The 21,119-nt window shown below is 69.9% G+C and carries 18 protein-coding genes and 1 pseudogene; 11 read left to right on the forward strand and 8 right to left on the reverse strand.

All coding sequences use genetic code 11. The features are described from left to right. Window position 1 precedes the first annotated feature (1 nt). The 3 genes and pseudogenes from ACPPVX_RS19515 to ACPPVX_RS19525 all read left to right on the forward strand — a co-directional run bounded on the left by ACPPVX_RS19515 (window position 2) and on the right by ACPPVX_RS19525 (window position 5,251). On the forward strand, window positions 2-3,661 hold the full coding sequence (locus ACPPVX_RS19515) for a multifunctional oxoglutarate decarboxylase/oxoglutarate dehydrogenase thiamine pyrophosphate-binding subunit/dihydrolipoyllysine-residue succinyltransferase subunit (protein ID WP_426572251.1): 3,660 nt from the start codon (window positions 2-4) through the stop codon (window positions 3,659-3,661). A gap of 201 nt (window positions 3,662-3,862) precedes the next feature. After that, a pseudogene (locus ACPPVX_RS19520) lies at window positions 3,863-4,051 on the forward strand (GNAT family N-acetyltransferase); the annotation flags it as partial. A 258-nt stretch (window positions 4,052-4,309) separates the two neighbouring features. After that, entirely contained in the window at window positions 4,310-5,251 is a 942-nt protein-coding gene (locus tag ACPPVX_RS19525) for a class I SAM-dependent methyltransferase (protein ID WP_426575058.1), read from the forward strand. Window positions 5,252-5,314: 63 nt separating this feature from the next. Here the strand turns inward: ACPPVX_RS19525 and ACPPVX_RS19530 are convergent, their stop codons facing one another. Together ACPPVX_RS19530 and ACPPVX_RS19535 are read right to left on the reverse strand one after the other, a co-directional pair. Then, window positions 5,315-5,821, reverse strand: a complete 507-nt coding sequence (locus ACPPVX_RS19530) for a DUF5615 family PIN-like protein (protein WP_426572252.1) — start codon at window positions 5,819-5,821, stop codon at window positions 5,315-5,317. Between the two features lie 6 nt (window positions 5,822-5,827). Then, window positions 5,828-6,424: a DUF433 domain-containing protein gene (locus ACPPVX_RS19535; protein WP_426572253.1), complete on the reverse strand. Its 597-nt coding sequence runs from the start codon at window positions 6,422-6,424 to the stop codon at window positions 5,828-5,830. Window positions 6,425-6,766: 342 nt separating this feature from the next. Between ACPPVX_RS19535 and ACPPVX_RS19540 the strand changes: the two genes are divergently transcribed. The 4 genes from ACPPVX_RS19540 (at window position 6,767) to ACPPVX_RS19555 (ending at window position 9,853) form a co-directional block, all read left to right on the forward strand. Next, window positions 6,767-7,309, forward strand: coding sequence for a hypothetical protein (locus tag ACPPVX_RS19540; protein ID WP_426572254.1), 543 nt, complete (start codon window positions 6,767-6,769; stop codon window positions 7,307-7,309). Continuing rightward, complete coding sequence (locus tag ACPPVX_RS19545; protein WP_426572255.1) at window positions 7,306-7,617, forward strand: hypothetical protein; 312 nt, start codon at window positions 7,306-7,308, stop codon at window positions 7,615-7,617. The genes ACPPVX_RS19540 and ACPPVX_RS19545 overlap by 4 nt, the downstream gene beginning before the upstream one ends. Window positions 7,618-7,648: 31 nt before the next feature. Then, complete coding sequence (locus ACPPVX_RS19550) at window positions 7,649-8,572, forward strand: amidohydrolase family protein (RefSeq protein ID WP_426572256.1); 924 nt, start codon at window positions 7,649-7,651, stop codon at window positions 8,570-8,572. Between the two features lie 147 nt (window positions 8,573-8,719). Further along, a complete protein-coding gene (locus ACPPVX_RS19555; RefSeq protein ID WP_426572257.1) occupies window positions 8,720-9,853 on the forward strand; it encodes a ferritin-like domain-containing protein in 1,134 nt (377 codons plus the stop codon). A 93-nt stretch (window positions 9,854-9,946) separates the two neighbouring features. Here the strand turns inward: ACPPVX_RS19555 and ACPPVX_RS19560 are convergent, their stop codons facing one another. The 3 genes from ACPPVX_RS19560 to mutM are packed head-to-tail and all read right to left on the reverse strand — an operon-like array spanning window position 9,947 to window position 12,188. Further along, on the reverse strand, window positions 9,947-10,549 hold the full coding sequence (locus ACPPVX_RS19560; protein ID WP_426572258.1) for a hypothetical protein: 603 nt from the start codon (window positions 10,547-10,549) through the stop codon (window positions 9,947-9,949). A gap of 15 nt (window positions 10,550-10,564) precedes the next feature. Continuing rightward, the gene (locus ACPPVX_RS19565) at window positions 10,565-11,359 is read right to left on the reverse strand and encodes an SDR family oxidoreductase (protein WP_426572259.1); all 795 of its coding nucleotides are present in this window, start codon (window positions 11,357-11,359) and stop codon (window positions 10,565-10,567) included. A gap of 28 nt (window positions 11,360-11,387) precedes the next feature. Then, entirely contained in the window at window positions 11,388-12,188 is an 801-nt protein-coding gene (gene mutM / locus ACPPVX_RS19570; protein WP_426572260.1) for a bifunctional DNA-formamidopyrimidine glycosylase/DNA-(apurinic or apyrimidinic site) lyase, read from the reverse strand. Between the two features lie 156 nt (window positions 12,189-12,344). Here mutM and ACPPVX_RS19575 point away from each other — a divergent pair, with 156 nt between their 5' ends. Then, window positions 12,345-14,123: a hypothetical protein gene (locus tag ACPPVX_RS19575; protein WP_426572261.1), complete on the forward strand. Its 1,779-nt coding sequence runs from the start codon at window positions 12,345-12,347 to the stop codon at window positions 14,121-14,123. Here the strand turns inward: ACPPVX_RS19575 and ACPPVX_RS19580 are convergent, their stop codons facing one another. Then, complete coding sequence (locus tag ACPPVX_RS19580) at window positions 14,124-15,812, reverse strand: N-acyl-D-amino-acid deacylase family protein (RefSeq protein ID WP_426572262.1); 1,689 nt, start codon at window positions 15,810-15,812, stop codon at window positions 14,124-14,126. 68 nt (window positions 15,813-15,880) lie between these two features. Here ACPPVX_RS19580 and ACPPVX_RS19585 point away from each other — a divergent pair, with 68 nt between their 5' ends. Then, window positions 15,881-16,588 carry an AMIN-like domain-containing (lipo)protein gene (locus ACPPVX_RS19585; protein WP_426572263.1) on the forward strand — a complete coding sequence of 236 codons (708 nt, stop codon included), beginning with the start codon at window positions 15,881-15,883 and terminating at the stop codon, window positions 16,586-16,588. Between the two features lie 10 nt (window positions 16,589-16,598). After that, the gene (locus tag ACPPVX_RS19590) at window positions 16,599-17,432 is read left to right on the forward strand and encodes a polyphosphate kinase 2 family protein (RefSeq protein WP_426572264.1); all 834 of its coding nucleotides are present in this window, start codon (window positions 16,599-16,601) and stop codon (window positions 17,430-17,432) included. Window positions 17,433-17,441: 9 nt separating this feature from the next. On the opposite strand, the gene ACPPVX_RS19595 is transcribed toward ACPPVX_RS19590, so the two are convergent. Then, a complete protein-coding gene (locus ACPPVX_RS19595) occupies window positions 17,442-18,440 on the reverse strand; it encodes a sensor histidine kinase (protein WP_426572265.1) in 999 nt (332 codons plus the stop codon). Then, complete coding sequence (locus ACPPVX_RS19600) at window positions 18,437-19,201, reverse strand: response regulator transcription factor (RefSeq protein WP_426572266.1); 765 nt, start codon at window positions 19,199-19,201, stop codon at window positions 18,437-18,439. Before ACPPVX_RS19600 ends, ACPPVX_RS19595 begins: the two co-directional genes overlap by 4 nt. A gap of 78 nt (window positions 19,202-19,279) precedes the next feature. Here ACPPVX_RS19600 and ACPPVX_RS19605 point away from each other — a divergent pair, with 78 nt between their 5' ends. After that, on the forward strand, window positions 19,280-21,076 hold the full coding sequence (locus ACPPVX_RS19605) for an acyl-CoA dehydrogenase (protein WP_426572267.1): 1,797 nt from the start codon (window positions 19,280-19,282) through the stop codon (window positions 21,074-21,076). Window positions 21,077-21,119: the final 43 nt, after the last annotated feature.

Consider the following 21,119-nt stretch of genomic DNA (forward strand, 5'->3'; position numbering starts at 1 on the left):
GATGGGTGAGAACCACAGCAACGACGCACTCGGGCCGAACGCATGGCTCGTCGATGAGATGTACGAGCAGTACCTCCAGAACCCGGGGGCGGTGAGCGAGAGCTGGCGCGACTTCTTCGCCGACTACCAGCGGGATTCGGACGTGACGGCGAGCACGCTCGACAAGTCGCTCCCGGCTACGGGACGCACCGCCGAGACGGGCCAGCTGCCGGTCGTGAAGGCCGGCGCGCCGGCCCCGGTGGCGGCGGCCACCCCCGCGCCCGCCGCGCCCAAGTCCACCGGCATCGCCCCCGACGGCACCGAGGAGGTCCCCGGCGAACCGCTGCGCGGCGCCTCGGCCCGCATCGTGCAGAACATGGAGGCCAGCCTCGGGGTCCCCACGGCCACGTCGTTCCGTGAGGTCCCGGCCAAGCTGCTCGAGGTCAACCGCCGGATCATCAACGGCTACCTGGGCCGCACCCGCGGCGGCAAGGTCAGCTTCACCCACATCATCGGCTTCGCCATCGTGCGCGCCGTCGCCGACAACGTGCCGCAGATGAACGCCTCGTACCTCGAGGGCCCCGACGGCAAGCCCCGCATCGTGCGCCACCCCACGGTCGGCCTCGGCCTGGCGGTCGACGTCGAGAAGCGCGATGGACGCACGCTGCTGGTCCCGGTCATCCGCGACGCCGACACGCTCGACTTCCGCGGCTTCCTCGGTGCCTACGAGGACGTCATCCGCAAGGTCCGCTCCAACAAGCTCACCCCCGACGACTTCGCCGGCGCCACCATCACCCTCACCAACCCCGGCACGATCGGCACGGTCCAGTCCGTGCCGCGCCTGATGCCCGGGCAGGGCGTCATCGTCGGCGTCGGCCGGCTCGACTACCCGGCCGCGTTCGGTGGGTCCGATCCCGAGGCCCTCGCCGAGATGGGCCTGTCGAAGGTCATGACGGTCACGTCCACCTACGACCACCGCATCATCCAGGGCGCCGAGTCCGGGTTGTTCCTGAAGCGCATCCAAGAGCTGCTCATGGGGGCCGACGGCTTCTACGACCAGATCTTCCGGTCGCTCGGCGTGCCCTACGAGGCCGTCGAGTGGCGAGTCGATGCCAACCCGCTCGACAAGGAGCAGGCTCGCCTCGAGAAGCAGATGAACGTCCAGACGCTCATCAACCAGCACCGGGTGCGCGGCCACCTCATCGCGGACCTCGATCCGCTGGCGTGGAAGGAGCCCGTGATGCACAGCGAGCTCGACCCCGCCACCTACGGCCTCACCATCTGGGACCTCGAGCGCGAGTTCCTCACCGGCGGCGTCGCCGGCACCACCCGCATGAAGCTGGGCGACCTGCTGCACGTCCTGCGCGATGCCTACTGCCGCACCATCGGCATCGAGTACATGCACATCTCCGAGCCCGAGCAGAAGGCCTGGATCCAAGCGCACGTCGAAGGGGTCAACGACCGGATCGACGCCGACGAGCAGCGCCACATCCTCGGCCGCCTCAACGCCGCCGAGGCGTTCGAGAAGTTCCTGGCCACCAAGTACGTCGGCCAGAAGCGGTTCGGCATCGAGGGCGCCGAGTCCGCCATCCCGATCATCGACGCCGTGCTCACCGCCGCCGCCGAGGAGGGCCTCGACAGCGCCGTGCTGGGCATGTCGCACCGCGGCCGCCTCAACGTGCTGACCAACATCGTGGGCAAGCGCTACGACCAGCTCTTCAAGGAGTTCGAGGGCTACATCGACCCCGACTCCACCCAGGGCTCGGGCGACGTGAAGTACCACCTCGGCCAGACCGGCACCTTCACCAGCCGCAACGGCCCCACCATCCCCATCGAGCTGGCCGCCAACCCCAGCCACCTCGAGACCGTCGACCCGGTGGTCGAGGGCATGGTCCGCGCGAAGCAGGACGTCATCAACGACCCCGAGGCCTTCTCGGTGCTCCCGGTGCTGCTGCACGGCGATGCCGCGTTCGCCGGCCAGGGCGTCGTGGCCGAGACCCTCAACTGCTCCACCATCAAGGGCTACCGGGTGGGCGGCACCGTCCACCTGATCATCAACAACCAGCTCGGCTTCACCACCGCGCCGGAGTCGGCCCGCTCGTCGGAGTACTGCACCGACGTCGCCAAGATGATCGAGGCGCCGATCTTCCACGTGAACGGCGACGACCCCGAGGCCTGCGTCCGCGTGGCGCGGCTGGCCTTCGAGTTCCGCCAGGCGTTCCACAAGGACGTCGTGATCGACATGGTCTGCTACCGGCGCCACGGCCACAACGAGGGCGACGACCCGAGCTACACCCAGCCCCTGATGTACAAGCGCATCGACGCCCGCCGCTCGGTCCGCAAGCTCTACACCGAGGCCCTCGTCAAGCGGGGCGACATCTCCATCGACGACGCCGAGAAGGCCCTCGAGGACTTCAGCGCCCGCCTCCAGACCGCGCTCACCGAGACGCGGGCCGACAAGCCCGACGACGAGGTCATCGCCCTGCCGGTCCCGCCGGCCGTGGGCGTGCTGCCCCACGCCGCGACCGGCGTGCCCGGCGAGACGCTCGCTCGGATCTACGCCGGCCTGTCCACCGTGCCCGAGGGCTTCCAGGTCCACCCCAAGCTGGCCAAGCAGTTCGACACCCGCACCAAGATGGTGGAGTCGGGCGAGGTCGACTGGGCCACCGCCGAGGCGCTGGCCATGGGTTCGCTCGTGCTCGAGGGCTACCCGATCCGGTTCTCCGGCCAGGACACCCGCCGCGGCACGTTCTCGCAGCGCCACGCCGTGCTGTCCGACTACACGACCGGCGCCGAGTACGCCCCGCTCGCCAACCTCAGCCCCGATCAGGCCAAGTTCTGGATCTACGACTCGCTCCTCAGCGAGTACGCCACCATGGGCTTCGAGTACGGCTACTCCGTCGTGCACAAGGACGCCCTCGTCGTGTGGGAGGCGCAGTTCGGCGACTTCGTCAACGGCGCCATGATCGTCATCGACCAGTACCTCGTGGCCGCGGAGGACAAGTGGGGCCAGACCTCGGGCCTGGTCCTGCTGCTCCCGCACGGCCTCGAGGGCCAGGGCCCGGAGCACTCGTCGGGCCGGGTCGAGCGCTTCCTCACGCTGTGCGCCGAGGACAACATCCAGGTCGCCAACGCCACCACGTCGGCCCAGTACTTCCACCTGCTCCGGCGCCAGATGAACCGCGAGGTGCGCAAGCCCCTGGTGGTCATGACGCCGAAGTCGCTGCTGCGGGCCAAGACCGCTCGGTCGCCCATCTCCGAGCTCACCACCGGCTCGTTCCAGGAGCTGCTCGACGATCCCGGGGTGGCCGATCCGAACGCCGTCCAGCGCCTCGTGTTCTGCTCGGGCAAGGTGGCCTACGACGCCATCGCCCGCCGCGACGAGCGCAACCACCCCGCCGCCATCATCCGCATCGAGCAGCTGTACCCGTTCCCGTACCAGCAGGTGACCGAGCTGCTCACCCGGTACCCCAACGCCTCCGAGGTGGTCTTCCTCCAGGAGGAGCCCGACAACATGGGCCCGCGGGCGTTCGTCAACGAGCGGCTCTGGCCCCTCGTCGGCGAAGGCGTGAAGTACCGCCAGGTCAGCCGCACCGGGTCGGGCAGCCCGGCCACGGGCAGCCACGCCATCCACGTCCAGGAGCAGACCCAGATCCTCGACCAGACCTTCGACGGCCTCTAGGGCATAGTGGCGATTGCTCCAGCACCTCGTTCGGATGCATCCTCGCCCAGCGATGATCGCCTCTGGGCGTTCGAGTGGGATTGGATTCCGGGCGTAGATGTGTGCCACGACCGGGAGCTATTGACGGAGGCTGCTGATCTATATTCGGCGCACTACGGCGTTTGGGCGGCGTCAGACCCCCGGGCTGGTGAGCGCGTGACAATGTCGGTAGCCCGGCTAACCAGGGCACTTGACGACCCGAACGCCTGGTTTGCGTCCGCGCGCTTCAATGGCACCCTGGTGGGCTACTGCGCGGCCGTCCAGTTCGACCTCCCTAAGCGGGGATTGGTGCAGTGGGTTTCACAGTTGGTGGTCCACGGGAGCTATCAGAACCAGAAGGTCGGGACTTCACTTCTGTACGGCGTCTGGCATTTCTCAGACTGCCACGCGTGGGGCCTTGCTACGGCGAACCCCTTCGCCGTTCGTGCTCTAGAGACGGCCACCAGACGTCCATGCCGGGCGGCAACGATCCGCAAGCATGCAGACGAGCTACTCCCCGCTCTCCACAAGAGTGTGAGCTACATACCGGAGATTTTGGTGGCCGGCCCTGAGCGGCCGGCCCCCAAGGTGGACACTGGATTCACAATCGACCATAGCGAGGTTGGAAATATGCGAGACCGTGCGCGGCGCGCTGACCGCCCCTGGGCACTCGGTGAGATAGGTGAGGGCGAGGAGTGGCTGGCTTGCACCTTCAGCGAGCAGGAAGCCCAGGATCTGACTGAGGACCAATTGGCGGTGCTTCTGAACGGGTCTGATCGAAGCTGGATTCGCGCCTACGAAGGGATGACTCTCGACGGCGACCACGCCTGGCGGAACCACACCGGCACTGAGGTCGACTGGGTGAGAGAGCAGATTGGGCCCGATGCCCAACGGGTGGTGGATGTCGGGTGCGGCGACGGACGACATGCGAACATCCTCGCTGAGTATGGGATTGACGTTCTCGGAATCGACATTGCCCCACGGTTGGTCGAACGAGCCAACGACGTGGCATCTGGGTCTGCCCGGTTTGCGGTACTTGATGCGCGGCAGGGAATTCCCGAAGACGGGTTTGATGCCGCGCTGTGCCTTTATGATGTCCTTGGCTCGTCAGCTGACCGGAACGACGATGAGCGGCTGCTGTCGTCGATCAGGGCATGCCTCCGCCCCGGAGGCGTTCTCGTCGGTAGTGCAATGAACACGGATGTCACTCTCGGTCATCTTTCAATCGACCGCCGCCCAACTACCCGCGGGGAGTTGGTTCGCACACTTGAACGGCTACCCCCGTCGAAGTCCATGGAACAGACGGGCTCGGTATTTGATGTAAACCAGCTTGTCTATTTCGATGGTGTCTACTTTCGTAAGGAGCAATTTGAGCGTGTTCCCGGCCGCCTGCCTTGCGAGCTGATCGTTCGTGACCGGAGGTTTGGCATCACGGAGCTGTATGAAACGCTGGTCGCTGCCGGGTTTGATGTCTTGCGGCTTGAGCCGGTTCGCCTTGGCGACTGGACGTCACCACTCGCACGCGACGATCGTCGAGCGAAGGAGCTGATCTTCGTTGCACGGGTCCGGTGACCTTCGTCTCATAGATTCCAGGCGCCACGGCAAACAGTGGCAGATGAGTTCTTGCAAATTGCTCTAGTCCTCGTCATCAGGAAAAATCAATGTTCCCTGATTCCGGTTTGCCTTGCGCACCACGCCTGCCTTGTTCGCACGCAGCATTTGGGAATATCGCCGAGTCGCCCGACGGCGAGCCTCTGGGAGGCTGAGCGCCTCAAGTGACTTCCGGCCGACCTTCAGGCAATGAACGCCTGGATCTGCCATCGCAGCCTCCCACTGTGGCCATTGCGATAGGCAGATAGATGCTAGTTCGATCATTAGTGGCTCTCGACCGCGTTTGTCGAACCATATAAACCGTGTTTGCTGATCGCATGCGGCCAGGACCATGTCGTAGTTGACGGTGAAGACGGCGCGCTTCTCAACCTTGGCGAAGGAGGCGACCTCCGGGTCTAGGGATCCCTTCGGGAGCTGACCCTTCTGGCCGATGAAGGTGACCGGCTTCCCCAGAGCAGCGAGAGCCCGGGCCACGCGCACGCTCATCTGCTCGTCGAATACGACTCGGAGCTTCACCCTCCTGTCCGCCATGGCTTGTCAGGCTACGAGAGCAAGGCCGTGGCTGTCGTGCAGGTTCGCCTCGAAGCGCGCGGCGGCTCGTACGGCCCGGACCTCAAGTTCAAGGTCCCATGCGACGTCCCCGGCGGATTCACCACGTTCCATCCGACCCCACACGGTGGTGGTAGGTACGCGCGTTCCAGCAATACAAGGTGCGCCGGCTTGGACTTGCGGGTCGAGCGTGACGTACCTGGCGGGGCGCCACAAACTAGCCATTCTCGATCCCTTGCCGTATTCAATGCGACGAAGATAAGTCTCGACGGTTTCAAGCATTGCCATCTGACCCCCGGCGCTAGCTTCCTCACCGTCTCCGAGGAGTACCGCGTCACCTGCCGTCATCAGCTGACCGACGACTTTCTTGTGAGCAAGCGGACGTTCGGTTTCAAACTTCGCTCCAAGGTAGATGATCGATTGGCGGACGGCGCTGGTCGACACCTGGCGCTGCTTCATGACGGCAATAACGGCGAGGCTGACCAGGTCATGGAACGAGTAGGCCCATTTGTGGCTGGGTGGCAGCAACGCAGGAAGCCCACCCAGGGTTGGGTTGGCCCAGCGAACGAGCTGACGTTCGTCCATCCCGAGGAGGAACGCTGCATAGCGGAGGTCATATACGCCTGCACCAACCCCTGAGGCGCTTTCAGCTCCACCGCTAGCCACGTTGGAACCGTACCCTGCGCGAGTCCGGCGAGCCATCGGGGGCGGTGCAGGTGGTCCCCGGGCTGACCAGGCCTTCGGGGTCAGTTCGGCCCGAGTCCGGTTGACCATCCGGGTTCTTTAGGCCGGAACCTCCCGGGGATGTCCGAGCCGCTCACTCCGAGGGCTCCATGTGGCTCTGAGTGGCTCTAGCGGAGAGCCGGACGACGCGGAACTGACATAGTCGACGCAGTGGCGTCAGCCGAGTTCTGTAGCGTCGCGTCGGTGTCGGATCCGATCACTCCCCGTCTCTTGTCGCCGCGGCCGAAGCTCCTCGGCGAGCGGCTCGTGGTGCACTACGCGGCCGGGGTGGTCGCGCTGTGGTGCGTGCTGGCCGTCGCCGGGCTCGGCTACGGGATCGCCTCGCTCGTGTCGGGCGGGCCCGTCGAGAGCCGGTACCTCGCGTTCGGGTTCGGGGTGATCGGTGCGTTCGTGGCGTCGTTCGCGGTGCGGCCGATCGTGGTCGCCGACCGCGCCGGCCTCTCGGTCCTCCCGGTGTTCGGGAGCCGGCTGGCGTTCCGGTGGGACGAGATCCAGGCCGTGGGGGTCCGCAGCGCCCGGCGGGCCCGCGGGCGAGGCGACTCGCTCGAGATCCTGGCCTCGGAGGACCGCGAGGCCAAGCTCGACGGCCTCTGGTTGGGCCTCACCCCCGGTGCGCTGCGCTCGATCGACCAGCACGTGATGGCGTTCGCCCGTTCCCTCGACCTGACCGCCCCGATCGGCGCCCTCGCCGATCCCGTCGAGGACTGGAGCGACGATCCGCGGTGACCGAGCTCCCACCACGCCTCCGAGCCAAGGCCGAGGAGGCGCGTCGCCGTCAGATCGCTGGAGAGCCGGCTCCGCCGATCCGGGGCGTGAACCGCTGGATGTTCCGCTGGCTCCTCCTGCCGCCGCCCGTGGGTGCCCTGGTCTTCGCCGCCGTGATGGCGGTGCCGCTGGTCGCCCTCCCTGGGGTGGTGCCTGTCCCGTTCGTGCTGATCGCGCTCGTGTACCTGGGCATGTTGCTGACGCTGATCGGCGTCCGCCGTCGTCTCCCTCCTGCAGTGGTCGAACGCGTCCGGGACCGACTCAACTAGAACGCGTTCTTGTTTCGGGTAGGTTCGGCGCATGCCTGAACCGACCGGCAATGCCGCCTTCGATGCTGCCCGCGCGGGGGGAGTGATCGACACGTTCCTGTCGTTCCCCGACGTCCGGGAGGCCAAGGCCAAGGTCTACGACTACATCCGCAAGGCGTCCCTCGACAAGGAGACGCAGACGATGGAGATGCCGGCCGGGTACATGTTCAAGGACATCCCCACCTACGACGAGATCGACGATCCGTTGGAGCTGGTGCTGGCCGAGATGGAGCGCTTCGGAATCACCCGGTTCCTCACCAACATCACGGAGAAGGAGCTGGCCAAGCGGGCGCTCACCGATCATCCCGACAAGTTCTGGGGGATCCTCAACGTCGACCCGAACACCGGCATGGAGGCGCTCCGGCAGATCGACCGCGCCATCGAGACCTGGGGCACCCAGCTCAAGGCGGTCCACACCTGGGGCACGGCCCTGCTGCCGCAGGTGCCCCTCGACGACAAGAAGATGTACCCGATCTACGCCAAGTGCGTGGAGGCCGGGCTGCCGATCGTCGTCTATGCCGGCGTGCCGGGGCCGCGGCTCCCGATGATGGCCCAGCACCCCATGCAGCTCGACGAGGTCTGCTGGTTCTTCCCCGAGCTCAAGATCGTCACCCGCCACGGCGCCGAGCCGTGGACCGAGCTGATGGTGAAGCTCCTGCTCAAGTGGCCGAACCTCTACTACTCCACCTCGGCGTTCGCCCCGAAGCACTACCCGCAGGACATCATCGACTTCGCCAACACCCGCGGCGCCGACAAGATCATCTTCGCCGGCTACTGGGCGGCGGGCCTCACGCTCGACCGCATCCACGCCGAGCTCCCGCAGGTCCCGTTCCGGGACCACGTCTGGGAGAAGTTCCTGCACGGCAACGCCGAAGCCGTCTTCGGCGGTGCGCCCCACCCGTACCCCACCGACTGAGCCGGCCGACGGAGCCGGTCGCCGGGTCGAGCGGGTGTGACCGATGGCCTGTAGACGGCGGAGCCCACCTGCAATAACGTTCGTTATCTGGGGGATCCTGCCGATAGGTGGGCCGCGCCTGCACACTCGATCAAGGGGAGTCCGGTCATGTCGACCAACGAAGAGCTCATCGGCCGCGCCGACGTCAACGACATCGAGGCCATCTTGGCCATCGCGGCCGAGGACGGCGAGGAGAACGTCCGCGCCGTCAAGGACAACGCCGACGCCATCTTCACGTGGGACTACGAGAAGGGCCGGCGCCCGGCGCTGAACAAGCTCTACGAGAAGGCCAAGCACAGCCAGTGGAACGGCGAGACCGATCTCGATTGGTCGATCGACGTCGACCCGATGGAGATGGTCATCATGCAGCGGCAGGCCTTCGGCCAGACCGAGGAGACCCGCAAGGCGCAGACCGCCGGCACCCCGTTCGAGAAGTGGTCCGACAAGGAGTTCGACCAGCTCGGGCTCGAGTCGAACAACTGGATGCTCAGCCAGTTCATGCACGGCGAGCAGGGGGCGCTGATCTGCACCGCCAAGATCGTCGAGACCGTGCCGTGGATCGACGCCAAGTACTACGCGGCCACGCAGGTGATGGACGAGGCCCGCCACGTCGAGGTCTTCGCCAAGTACCTCGACACCAAGCTGGACGGGCACTACCCGCTCAACGTCCACCTGGGGCTGCTCCTCGACGACATCATCGGGGACTCCCGCTGGGACATGACCTACCTGGGAATGCAGATCATGGTGGAGGGCCTCGCGCTGGCGGCCTTCGGGCTCATGCACATGACCACGCCCGAGCCGCTCCTCAAGCAGCTGCTCCGCTACGTCATGAGCGACGAGGCCCGCCACGTGGCCTTCGGCGTGCTCACCCTCAAGGAGTACTACGAGGAGCTGACCCTCCCCGAGATCCGCGAGCGCCAGGAGTTCGCGTTCGAGGCGGCCGTGCGCATGCGGGACCGCCTGCTGCAGCAAGAGGTCATGGCCCGCATGGGCATCGACACCAAGGAAGCCATCAAGTTCGTCATGGAGGACGAGGGCCGGCAGCTGTTCCAGCAGATGCTGTTCTCCAAGATCGTCCCCAACTGCAAGAAGCTGGGCCTCCTCGATGCCGGCGACGGCTGGCTGCGCACCAAGTTCCAGGAGCTGGGTGTGATCCAGTTCGAGGACCTCACCGACACCAGCGACGAGTACGAGGCCTTCGCCCTCGGCGAAGCCGAGCTGTCGGAGTCGGCCACCGCCTGACCGGCCCGGCCCCACGGGCCGACCACCACACCCGAACGCGACGGAGGGGCCCCAGGGGGCCCCTCCGTTCGCGTTCGGTGCTCAGTGCTGCCGCTAGGGAGCGGCGGTGGTGGTGGTCTGGGCGGGCGGGGCCGCCGTCGTGGTGGTGGCGGGCGGGGCCGTGGTGGTGGGCGGCGACGCGGTCGTGGTGGCGGGCGGCGCCGTGGTGGTGGCGGGCGGAGCGGTGGTGGTGGCCGGCGGGGCCGTGGTGGTGGGAGGGATCGTCGTCGACGTGGTGGACGAGGACGTGGTGGTGGACGACGTCGTCGTGGTGGTGTCGCTGTTGTCGTTGTTGTTCGAGGTGATGAACAGCAGGGCGCCGACGCCGATGATGAGCACCAGCAGGACGATGACCGCGATCAGCGGGCCGTTGCCGCCGCCCTTGGGCGGTTCGCCCGTGCCCGCGGGATCTTCGGGACCGCCGTCGCCGCCGTAGCCGCCCGCGCCGGGATCGGGCGGCGGGACGTAGAGGCCGGCCGCGGGCGTGGCGTCGCCGGCGATGCCGGACCCGGGATCGGCCGGGACGCCGGGCACGATCTGGGTGGCGTCGTCGGGGGGCCCGGGGCTGTCGCCGGGCTCGGCCCCGCCCACCGGCTGGGTGGCGCCGGTGTCGTCGGCTGGTGTCCAGGCCCCGGTGGGCTCGTCCTCGTCGGTCATGGGGTGTGCTCCTCCTCAGGCCGTGGTGGAGATCCCACCGTCGACGGGAATGACCGTACCGGTCAGGTACGCGCCGGCCCGGGACGCCAGGAACAGGGCGGCCCCGGCCATGTCGTCGGGACGCCCGATCCGGCGCATCGGCGTGGTGGCGGCGATCTGCTCGCCGAAGGCGTCGAGGGTGGCGGCCATCATCTTCGACTCGAACGGGCCGGGGGCGATGGCGTTGACGGTGACCGTCGGGGCGAGGTGCTTGGCCAGGTGGCGGGTCAGGTGGTGCACCGCGGCCTTGGAGGCGCCGTACGAGTACGTCTCCATCACCGGCGCCCGGAGGCCGTCGATCGAACCGATGTTGATGACCCGGGACGGCTCGTCGGCGCTGGCGTTGGCCTGGAGGAGGGGGAGGAAGAACTTGGTGGTGTGGAAGACGCCCTGGACGTTGAGGTCGACGACGCGGTTCCAGCTGGCGGTGTCGTGCTCGGCGAGGGGGACGCCCCACGTGGCGCCGGCGTTGTTGACCAGGACGTCGACGTGGTCGTGCAGCTCGCCGACCGCCGCGGCCAGGCCTTCGGCCCCCGCCTCGGTGGACAGGTCGGCGGCGATCCCGGTGCACGAGCCGTAGGCCGAGAGCTCCTCGGCGGTGGCGGCGCAGGCGTCGGCCTTGCGCGACGAGACGATCACGGTGGCGCCCCCGGCCACGAACCCGCCGGCGATCATCCGGCCGATGCCGCGGGTGCCGCCGGTGATCACCACCACCTTCCCTGCGACGGAGAAGAGGTCGGAGAGGGGCGTGGGTGCAGCAGCGTCGGCCATGGTCGGCGACCGTATCCCAGCCGCCGGGCTAGCGGCGCTGGCAGCGGGCGCAGTGCGTGGTGCCCCTCCCGTCGACGACCGACCGGCGCAGGAGCTCGTTGCAGCGCGGGCAGGGGAGCCCCGCCCGGCCGTAGCAGTCGAGCCGGTGCTGGTTGGCCCCCTCGCCCCCTTCGACCGTCCGGTAGTCGCGCAGGGTGGTGCCACCGTTGTCGATGCCCTCGGCGAGCACGTCGACGATCGCGTCGCGGAGCCGTCCGGCCGCGGGCTTGGTGATGCGGCGGCTGGCGGGGTGGACGCGGGCCCGCCACAGGGCCTCGTCGGCGTAGATGTTGCCGACCCCGGCCACCACCCGCTGGCCCAGCAGCTGCGTCTTCACGCGGATGGTGCTGCGGTTCACCGCCGCCCAGAGGTGCTCGGCCGTGAAGTCGTCGTCGAAGGGCTCGGGCCCGAGGGCGGCGAGCGTGGGGAGGGCGCTGAGGTCGTCGCCGACCACGGCGATGCGCCCGAACCGGCGCACGTCGCGGAACTCGAGGGTCTGGTCGTCGTCGAGCAGCCACCAGGCCCGCACGTAGGGGTCGGGCTCCTGCCCCGGGCGCTGGACCCGGAACTGGCCCGTCATCCCGAGGTGCACCACCAGCCGGCGACCGTCGTCGAGGCCGATCAACAGGTACTTGCCCCGCCGGTCGAGCGAGGTGACCGTGGTCCCGATGGCCTCGGTGGCGCTGCGGAACTTGGCCGACGGGTGGGCGTCGGCGTCGAGGATGCGGCGGCCGAGCAGCACCGGCGCCAGACCCCTGCGCACGGTCTCGACCTCGGGGAGCTCTGGCACGGTGCGACGGTACCGGCCCCCGCCACCCATCGCACAGGGTGGCCGGGCGCGTTCGGAATCCCACGCACGGTGGTGAACGACCTGGTCATCGCTCGGATTGTCCTGATTCCAGCCGGAACACGCTCAGGACCCGAGCCGTCGTGCCGATGGTGGCACGTGTTCGCTGGACTGTTCTTGACCTCGATCTCGGCCGCCACGATGCGCGCCGCGCTGTTCCAGCGGAAGTCTCGCTCGGGCTGGCTCGAGGAGCTCGACGGCATCCGCGAGGACGCGCTCGAGGAGCACGAGGGCGGCGTCACCCAGGTGGGCAGCGCCGAGGACATCTGGACCGACCTGCGCGACGGCGGCGAGTACGACGACCCTCACGAGATCTCGTCGCTCTACGCGACCGACGCCACGCCCGACCTGCCGGTCACGAAGCCGGTGGCGAAGGCCGCGCCCAAGTCGGCGTCCAAGTCGGCCACCAAGGCGGCGGCGAAGGCCAGCGCCAAGGCCGAGCTCCCGCCTCCGCCGGCCCAGCTCCCGCCGCCTCCCGCCGCCGAGCTGCCGCCTCCTCCGCCTGTCGCCGCAGAGTTGCCGCCCCCACCCCCTCCAGCTCCGACCGCGGAGCTGCCGCCCCCGCCCCCTCCAGCTCCGACCGCGGAGCTGCCGCCCCCGCCCCCTCCGACCGCGGAGCTGCCGCCCCCGCCCCCTCCGACCGCGGAGCTGCCGCCCCCTCCAGCTCCGACCGCGGAGCTGCCGTCCCCGCCGGTCGACGCGGCCGAGACCTCGCAGGTGGTCGACCCCGACGCGGCCGCGACCCTGTCCTCCCAGTACGACACGGACCACCAGATCTGGGTGCAGCCCGCACCGCACCCGATCCGCCCGAGCGAGATGTGGCACCCTGCCGAGCTGGCGCCGCCCCGCCTCGGCGAGGAGTCGTTCGAGCACATCCCCGAGGAGCGCATCGCGTCGTCGGATCTCCAGGACGCCGCCGGCGGCTCGCCGTTCGACCGTCCCGTCCCCGCCGAGGTCGATGCGCAGATGGCCCAGCAGCTCGAGTCGGAGCTGGCCGCCGCCGCGGACGTCACCGTCCTCAACGACGACGCGCCGCCCTCGGGGAGCCTCGTCGCCGGCCCCGTCGGCCGTCGCGTGCGGCGGGATCGCCCGCCGGAGCGCCGGCGCACGGCGCTGCCCGCCACCGGGACCCCCGGTCCGATGACCTCGACCGCCGACGATGACCTGCTCGAGCGGCTCGACCCCTCCGCCCCGGCCGCCGATCCAGAGGTCCCGGCCCCCCTCGACCGTGGTGAGCGGTCGCCGCTGCCGGCGCCCTCCCTGCCGCCCGCCGCCATGCCCACCCGCTCGAACCGGCTCCCCGGCTTCGACACCCTGCCCGCCACACCCAGCTCCGTGGTCGCGCCGCGGACCATGCCGCCCATGGCCCCGGTGGCGCCCGCCGTCCCGGCCGCGGCCCGGCCGGCGCCGCCCCAGGCCCCGGTCGCACCCGTCGCCGCCTCCAGCGTCGAGCTGGCGGTCGGCGCCGACGGCACGCTCGCGGTGCCCGGGATGATCGTCCGCCTCGGCGGCGCCCGCCTGGCCTCGGCGTCGATCCTCGACGATCGGGCCGTCGTCGCCCTCCGCGACGGCTGGTGCTGGGCGTCTCCCGGCGACGGCGAGGCCAAGCTGCTGAGCATCGATCTGCCCAAGGGCCGGCTCACGGTCGATCCGGGCGCCACCGCCCTGGCCGTCGTCGAGCCCGACGGGTCGTCGTTCGTCCTGATCGCCGACGGCACCGCCGACCTGCGCCGCGGCAACGACGGCGGTCCGCTCCAGCGGGGCTCGATCGTGATGATCGACCCGGCGGGCGCCGCCCAGATCGACCAGGCGTCGGACGGCGAGATCGAGCAGGACCCGATCGTGGCCGCCAACCTGGCGCTCGACGCCGAGCTCTGATCAGCCCCCGTTGCTGCGCAGCGTGACGCCCGGCAGCGCGCCGGTGTGCACGCCGTGCTCCACGGTCACCACGCCGTTCACCATCGTGACGTCGTAGCCGTCGGCGCCCTGGACCCAACGTCCTGCGCCGCCCGGGAAGTCGTGGGCGAACGTGGGCAGCGGGAGCCCGAGGCGCTCGAGGTCGATCACGTTGAGGTCGGCCGGCCGGCCCACGGCGAGCACGCCGCGGTCGGGCATGGCGAACAGGTCGGCCGGGATCGACGTGAGGCGGGCGATCCCGTCCTCGAGCGAGTAGAGCGCCCGGTCCCGCACCCAGTGGGCGAGGAACCAGGTGGGCTGGCTGGCATCCATGATCTGGCCGACGTGGGCGCCGGCATCGGCGAGGCCCAGCACCACGTTGGGATCGGCCAGCAGGTGCTCGACCTCGGCCGGCGTCTGGTTGAGGAACGGCCAGACCAGCAGGCAGGCCCCGTCGGTGGCGTCGAGCAGGTCGAGCCACAGCTCGGCGGGGCCCTTGCCGACCGCCGCGGCGCGCGCGGCGAGCGAGGTCGAAGGGTCGAGCGAGTAGTCGGCCGGGACGGTGTCGAGGGGGAACAGGAGCGCCGGGTCGATGCCGCCCTCCCGGCCGTCGGCCTGGGAGATCAGCTCGGCCCGGGCCTCGGAGCGGACGTAGGCGAGCCGCTCGTCGAGGCCCATGTCGTTGAGCGCCTGCCAGGCGGGGCAGCCGCCGTACGGGGTGTGGTGGGCGAGGCCGAACAGGACGCCCACGGACCGCACCGTGGTCTGCGGGTGGACCTGGGCGCCGTCCCGGTTGGCCTCGGCGACCAGCTCGAGCACCTGGCGGTGCAGGCCCGCTCCCGCGATGGTCTGGGTCAGGCCGAACGACACCGGCCGCCCGGTGGCCTGGCTGATGGCCGCCAGCACCCCCACCTCGGTGACGGTGCTCTCGGGGGTGGCGCCGTTCTGCGAGCCGAGCATCGCGGCCGTCTCGAACACGCCCGTGCCGTGGCGGCCGAGCACACCGGTGAGCGCGAGCAGCTCGTCGAGCCCGGCGAAGGTGCCGGGGATGGGCTGGCCGTCGGCACCGGTGTGGAGGATCGTGCGGCTCGACGACAGGCCGAGGGCGCCCGCACCCATCGCCTCGTCGACCAGCTCGACCATCGCCTCGAGGTCGTCGGGGGTGGGATCGGTGTCGAGCGCCCGGTCACCCATCACGTAGCGGCGCAGCGCGCTGTGGCCGACCATGCCGCCGACGTTGAGCCCCTTGGGCCGGCGGTCGAGCTCGCTCAGGTACTGCCCGTACGTCTCCCACTCCCACGAGAGGCCCTCCATGATGGCGTCGGCGGGGATGTCCTCGACCGACTCCATCATCTCGGCCAGTCCTCGACGGTCTTCGGGCCGGCACGGTGCGAAGGTCACGCCGCAGTTGCCGATCACGACCGACGTGACCCCGTGGAAGCACGACGACGTGCCCAGCGGGTCCCACGAGATCTGGGCGTCGAGGTGGGTGTGGATGTCGACGAAGCCCGGGGTGACGATGCGCCCGGTGGCGTCGATGGTGCGAGCCGCCTCGCCCTCGACGGCGCCGATGTGGGTCACGACCCCGTCGGTCACGGCGACGTCGGCGACCCGGGCCGGGCCACCCGTCCCGTCGACGACGGTCCCTCCGCGGATGATCACGTCGTGCATGTCGGCCCCTGTCCCAGGCGGTTCGCGGCCCGGTCCGAGCCGCTCGCTGGGCATCGTAGGGTGAGGCCATGGGTGCAGGGGAGGGGAAGATGACGTTCCGCGGGGTGGCGGCCGGGCTGGCGGCGTTGGCCCTGGTCGGCGGCCTGGCCGGCTGCGGCGGGTCTGGATCGGGGTCCGATCCGGCCGGATCGTCCACCAGCGCCGGGGGCTCGGCGGGCCCGGTCGCCGGCAGCGGGGCCACCACGTCGACCGCCGCGGGGAGCTCCACGTCGGCGGGATCCGCCACCACCACGACGGCGGCGTCCGGCCTCGCCGACGCGTCCGAGGCGCAGCGCTCCGCGCCGGGCGACGGCACCGGCACCGCGCTGCTCAGCGCCGTGCGCGTCGGCCGCAACAAGGGCTTCGAGCGGATCGTCTTCCAGTTCGCGGGCACGCCGGTGCCGGGCTACCGGGTCCAGTGGGTCGACGGTCCCATCACGGCCGACGGGTCCGGCGAGCCCGTCGAGGTCACCGGCCAGGCCTACCTGGAGATCGTGCTGGAGCCGGCGTCGGGGGTCGACCTCAGCGCGCCGCAGCTCACGGTCGTCTACGGCGGGCCCGATCGCATCTCGGTCGCGGGCCAGACCAAGGTCATCACCGACCTGGTGCGCACCGGCGACTTCGAGAACGTGCTCACGTGGGTGGCGGGCGCCACCGAGCGGGTGCCGTTCCGGGTGTCCACGCTCAGCGACCCCACGCGGATCGCGATCGACCTCGCCGCCCCTGCCTCCCCCTAGCGTGTGACCCATGGCCGCCGCGGATGACCACGCCCACCACGCGAAGCGATGGCTCGTGCCCCCGGGCTCCACGCCCGGCCTGCACGACATCGACACGCGCAGCACCGAGGGCGCGCCCGGCAGCAAAGCCGAGACCGAGCCGGTCTCCGACGCGATGGTGGTCGCGCTGGGCGAGCTGCAGACCCGGCTGTGGGCCGAGGACCGCCAGTCGCTGCTCATCGTCCTCCAGGCCATGGACGCCGGCGGCAAGGACGGCACCATCCGCAAGGTGTTCACCGGCGTGAACCCGCAGGGGGTGCGCGTGGCATCGTTCAAGGCGCCCACCCCCCAGGAGCTCGACCACGACTTCCTGTGGCGCATCAACAAGGAAGCCCCTGGTCACGGTGAGCTCGGCGTGTTCAACCGCTCGCACTACGAGGACGTGCTGATCGCCCGCGTCGACGAGCTGGTGCCCGAGGCCGTGTGGCGGGCCCGGTTCGAGCAGATCCGCAACTTCGAGTCGACGCTGTCCGCGTCGGGGACCCGCGTGGTGAAGTTCTTCCTGCACATCTCCAAGGACGAGCAGGCCGAGCGCCTGCAGGCCCGCCTCGACGATCCCACCAAGCGCTGGAAGTTCGCGGCGGCCGACCTCGACGTCCGCAAGCGCTGGGACGACTACCAGGTGGCCTACGAGGAAGCGATCGGCCAGACCTCCGTGCACCACGCCCCGTGGTACGTGATCCCTGCCGACCGCAAGTGGTACCGCAACTGGGCCATCCTCAACGTGCTGCTCGCCCACCTGCACGACATGGACCCGCAGTTCCCGCCCGAGGAGCCCGGGCTCGACGGCCTGGTCGTGGTCTGAGCACCCGGTTCAGGCAGGCAGCTCCACCACCATCCGGCAGCCGTGCGGCTCGATCCGCTCGGCGCGGATGTGCCCGCCGTGGAGCTCCACGATCCAACGGGCGATGGCGAGCCCCAACCCGGATCCACCCTCGTCGGTGCTCCGGGCCTCATCGGTCCGGTAGAACCGGTCGAACACCCGGCTGAGCGACTCCTCGGGGATGCCCGGGCCCTGGTCGACCACCTCGAACACCACCAGCTCGCTCGTCTGGCGGGCGGTGAGCACCACGGCGGTGTCGTCGGGCGCGAACCGGGCGGCGTTCTCGACCAGGTTGCCCAGCACCTGGTGCAGGCGCTCAGGGTCGCCGTCGACCACGAGCTCCGGCGGGTCGAGGACCACGTCGAACGTGAGGTCGGGGGAGTGGAGCGCCGCCTCGTCGGCCACGGCGTCGAGCAGCTCGACGGCCGGGAACGGCAGCCGGTGCAGGGGCGTACCGCCGGATTCGAGGCGGCTGAGGTCGAGGAGCTGGGTGACCAGGCGCTGCAGCCGCTCGGTCTGGGCGAGCATCGTGCGCAGCAGGGCGGGCTCGGGCGTGACCACCCCGTCGACCACGTTCTCGAGCGTGGCGCGCAGGGCCGAGATCGGCGTGCGCAGCTCGTGGGACACGTTGGCGATGAGGTCGCGCCGGTGCTGGTCCTCGGCCGCCAGCTCGTCGGCCATGTGGTTGAAGGCGAAGGCGAGGCGGCCCACCTCGTCGGACGAGTTCGAGGTGACCCGCTCGCTCAGGTCGCCCGATGCCATCGCGGTGGCCGCCCGCTCCATCGAGCGCAGCGGCGACGTCATGCCCCTGGCCATGAGCTGCACCATGCCGAGGGCGATGATCGCCGCCACCCCGGCGCGGAACCCGGCCCGGAAGTTGAGCGCCAGGCCGATCTCGTTGACGGCGAGGGTGACCACCACGGCGGCGACGATCACGATGCTGAACTTCAGCTTGATCGAGCTGATCCGCTGGAGCGGGTTGCCGATCATGCGGAGCTGGTCTCGGCTTCGTCCTCACCCGGGGCAGGGCCATCGCCGTCGGCACCGGCATCGCCCTCGCCCTCGCCCTCGGCACCGGACTCGCCCAGCGCGTAGCCCACGCCGTGGACGGTGCGGACCACGTTGTCGCCGAGCTTGCGGCGCAGGGCCCGCACGTGGGAGTCGACCGTGCGCGCGCCGGAGCCGTCGCGGTAGCCCCACACGTCCATCAGGAGGCGCTCCCGGGTGAGCACCCGGCCCGGACGCTCTGCGAAGCCGCTGAGGAGGTCGAACTCGGTGGGGGTGAGGTGGACCACCTCGCCGTGCTGGCGGACCCGCCGGCCCTCGACGTCGATCTCGATGTCGTCGTCGAGGCGGATGCTCTTGGGCTGGGTGCGCCCGGCGAGGGCGTCGAGCCGGCGCAGCAGCGCCTGCACCCGCGCCACCAGCTCGCGCATGGAGAACGGCTTCGTGAGGTAGTCGTCGGCGCCCACGGCGAGGCCGATGACCAGGTCGGTCTCGTCGTCTCGAGCCGTCAGCATCATCACGGGGACGTGCCGGTCGCGCTGGATCTGCCGGCACACCTCGAGGCCGTCGAGCCCCGGCAGCATCAGGTCGAGGATCACCAGGTCGGGCTCGAAGCGCTCGGCGTACGCCACGCCGGTGGGGCCGTCGCCGGCGACGCGGACCTCGTGGCCCTCGCTGCGGAGCCGGGCCGCGATGGCGTCGGCGATCAGGGCTTCGTCCTCGACGACGAGGATCTGGCGGGCCATGGCCGAACCCTAACGAAGCCCGCCGCGGCCCGACCGGCAACTGGCTGCTCCGACCAGCGGGGCCGTAGCGTTGCGGCCATGTCTGACTACGCGCCGCCACTCCAGGACATCAAGTTCCTCCTCGACCACGTCACGCCGATCGACGAGCTGAGCAAGCTCGAGGCGTACCACGACATCGATGCGGACTCGGTGTACGGCGTGCTCGAGGAGTTCGGCCGCCTCATGGCCGACGTCTGGGCGCCCACCAACGCCATCGGTGATGAGCAGGGCACCCACGTCGACGGCGACGAGGTCGTCACGCCCACCGGGCACAAGGAGGCCTACCGGGCCTACGCCGACGCCGGGTGGGGCGCGGTGCCGTTCGCGCCCGAGTACGGCGGGGGCGGCTTCCCCTGGCTCGTGGGCATCGTGCAGCAGGAGCTGCTCAACAGCGCCAACATGGCCCTCGCCATGGCGCCCCTCCTCACCCAGGGCGCCATCGACGCCATCCTCCACCACGGCAGCGAGGAGCAGAAGGAGAAGTACCTCCTCAAGATGGTGTCGGCCGAGTGGACCGGGTCGATGAACCTCACCGAGCCCGACGCCGGCTCCGACGTGGGCGCCCTGCGCACCAAGGCCGTGAAGGCCGACGACGGCAGCTACCGCATCTCGGGCCAGAAGATCTTCATCACGTTCGGCGAGCACCCCTTCACCGACAACATCGTCCACCTCGTCTTGGCCCGCACCCCCGATGCCCCCGCCGGCACCAAGGGCATCTCGCTGTTCATCGTCCCCAAGTTCCTCGTCAACGACGACGGCAGCCTGGGCGAGCGCAACGACGTCCACATCGTCTCGGTCGAGCACAAGATGGGCATCAAGGCCAGCCCCACCTGCGTGCTCGCCTACGGCGACAACTCCGACGGCGCCATCGGCTACCTGATCGGCGAAGAGAACGCCGGCATGCGGTACATGTTCACGATGATGAACAACGCCCGCCTCGGCGTGGGCGTCGAGGGCCTGGGCCTCGCCGAGCGCAGCTACCAGCACGCCCTCGGCTACGCCAAGGAGCGCAAGCAGGGCTTCGCCCCCGGTGCGGCCCGCGGGGAGAAGTCGTTCATCATCGAGCACCCCGACGTGCGCCGGCAGCTGCTCACGATGAAGTCGTACACCGAGTCGATGCGGCTGCTGGCCTACAAGGTCGCCGAGCAGATCGACGTGCTGCGCTACGGCGCCGACGAGCCCACCCGCACGGCCGCCCAGGAGATGGTCGACCTGCTCATCCCGCTGACCAAGAGCTACTGCACCGATGTGGCCGAGACGGTCACGTCGCTCGGCATCCAGGTGCACGGCGGCATGGGCTTCATCGAGGAGACCGGTGTCGCCCAGTACTACCGCGACACCAAGATCACGCAGATCTACGAGGGCACCAACGGCATCCAGGCCATGGACCTCGTGGGGCGCAAGCTCCCGATGCGCGCCGGCGGCGTCTACAACGACCAGCTCGCCCGCATGAAGGCCACGGTCGAGGAGCTGGCGGGGGCCGGCGACGAGCTCGCCCCCATCCACCGGGAGCTGGCCGCGGCGGTGGCCTCGCTCGAAGACGCCACCGGCTGGATCCTCTCGGAGGGCATGGCCGACCCGGTCCAGGCGCTCTCGGCGGCCTCGCCCTACCAGCGCCTGTTCGCCACCACCGTGGCCGGCTGGCTGATGGCCGTCCAGGGCCTCGTGGCCAAGCGGCTGATCGACGCCGGCTCGCCCGACGCCGAGTTCGCCCAGGTCAAGCTGGTCACGGCCCGCTTCTTCGCCGAGCACCTGCTCCCGCAGGTCCACGGCCTGGTGGCTCCGGTGAAGGCCGGCAAGGCCGACCTGTTCGCCCTCACCGCCGAGCAGCTCTGATCCCGGCCGGGCGGCTTCACTAGGCCGTTTGGCTCATGAAGCC

Source organism: Aquihabitans sp. McL0605 (assembly GCF_049993875.1).
Taxonomy (GTDB): Bacteria; Actinomycetota; Acidimicrobiia; order Acidimicrobiales; family Iamiaceae; genus Aquihabitans.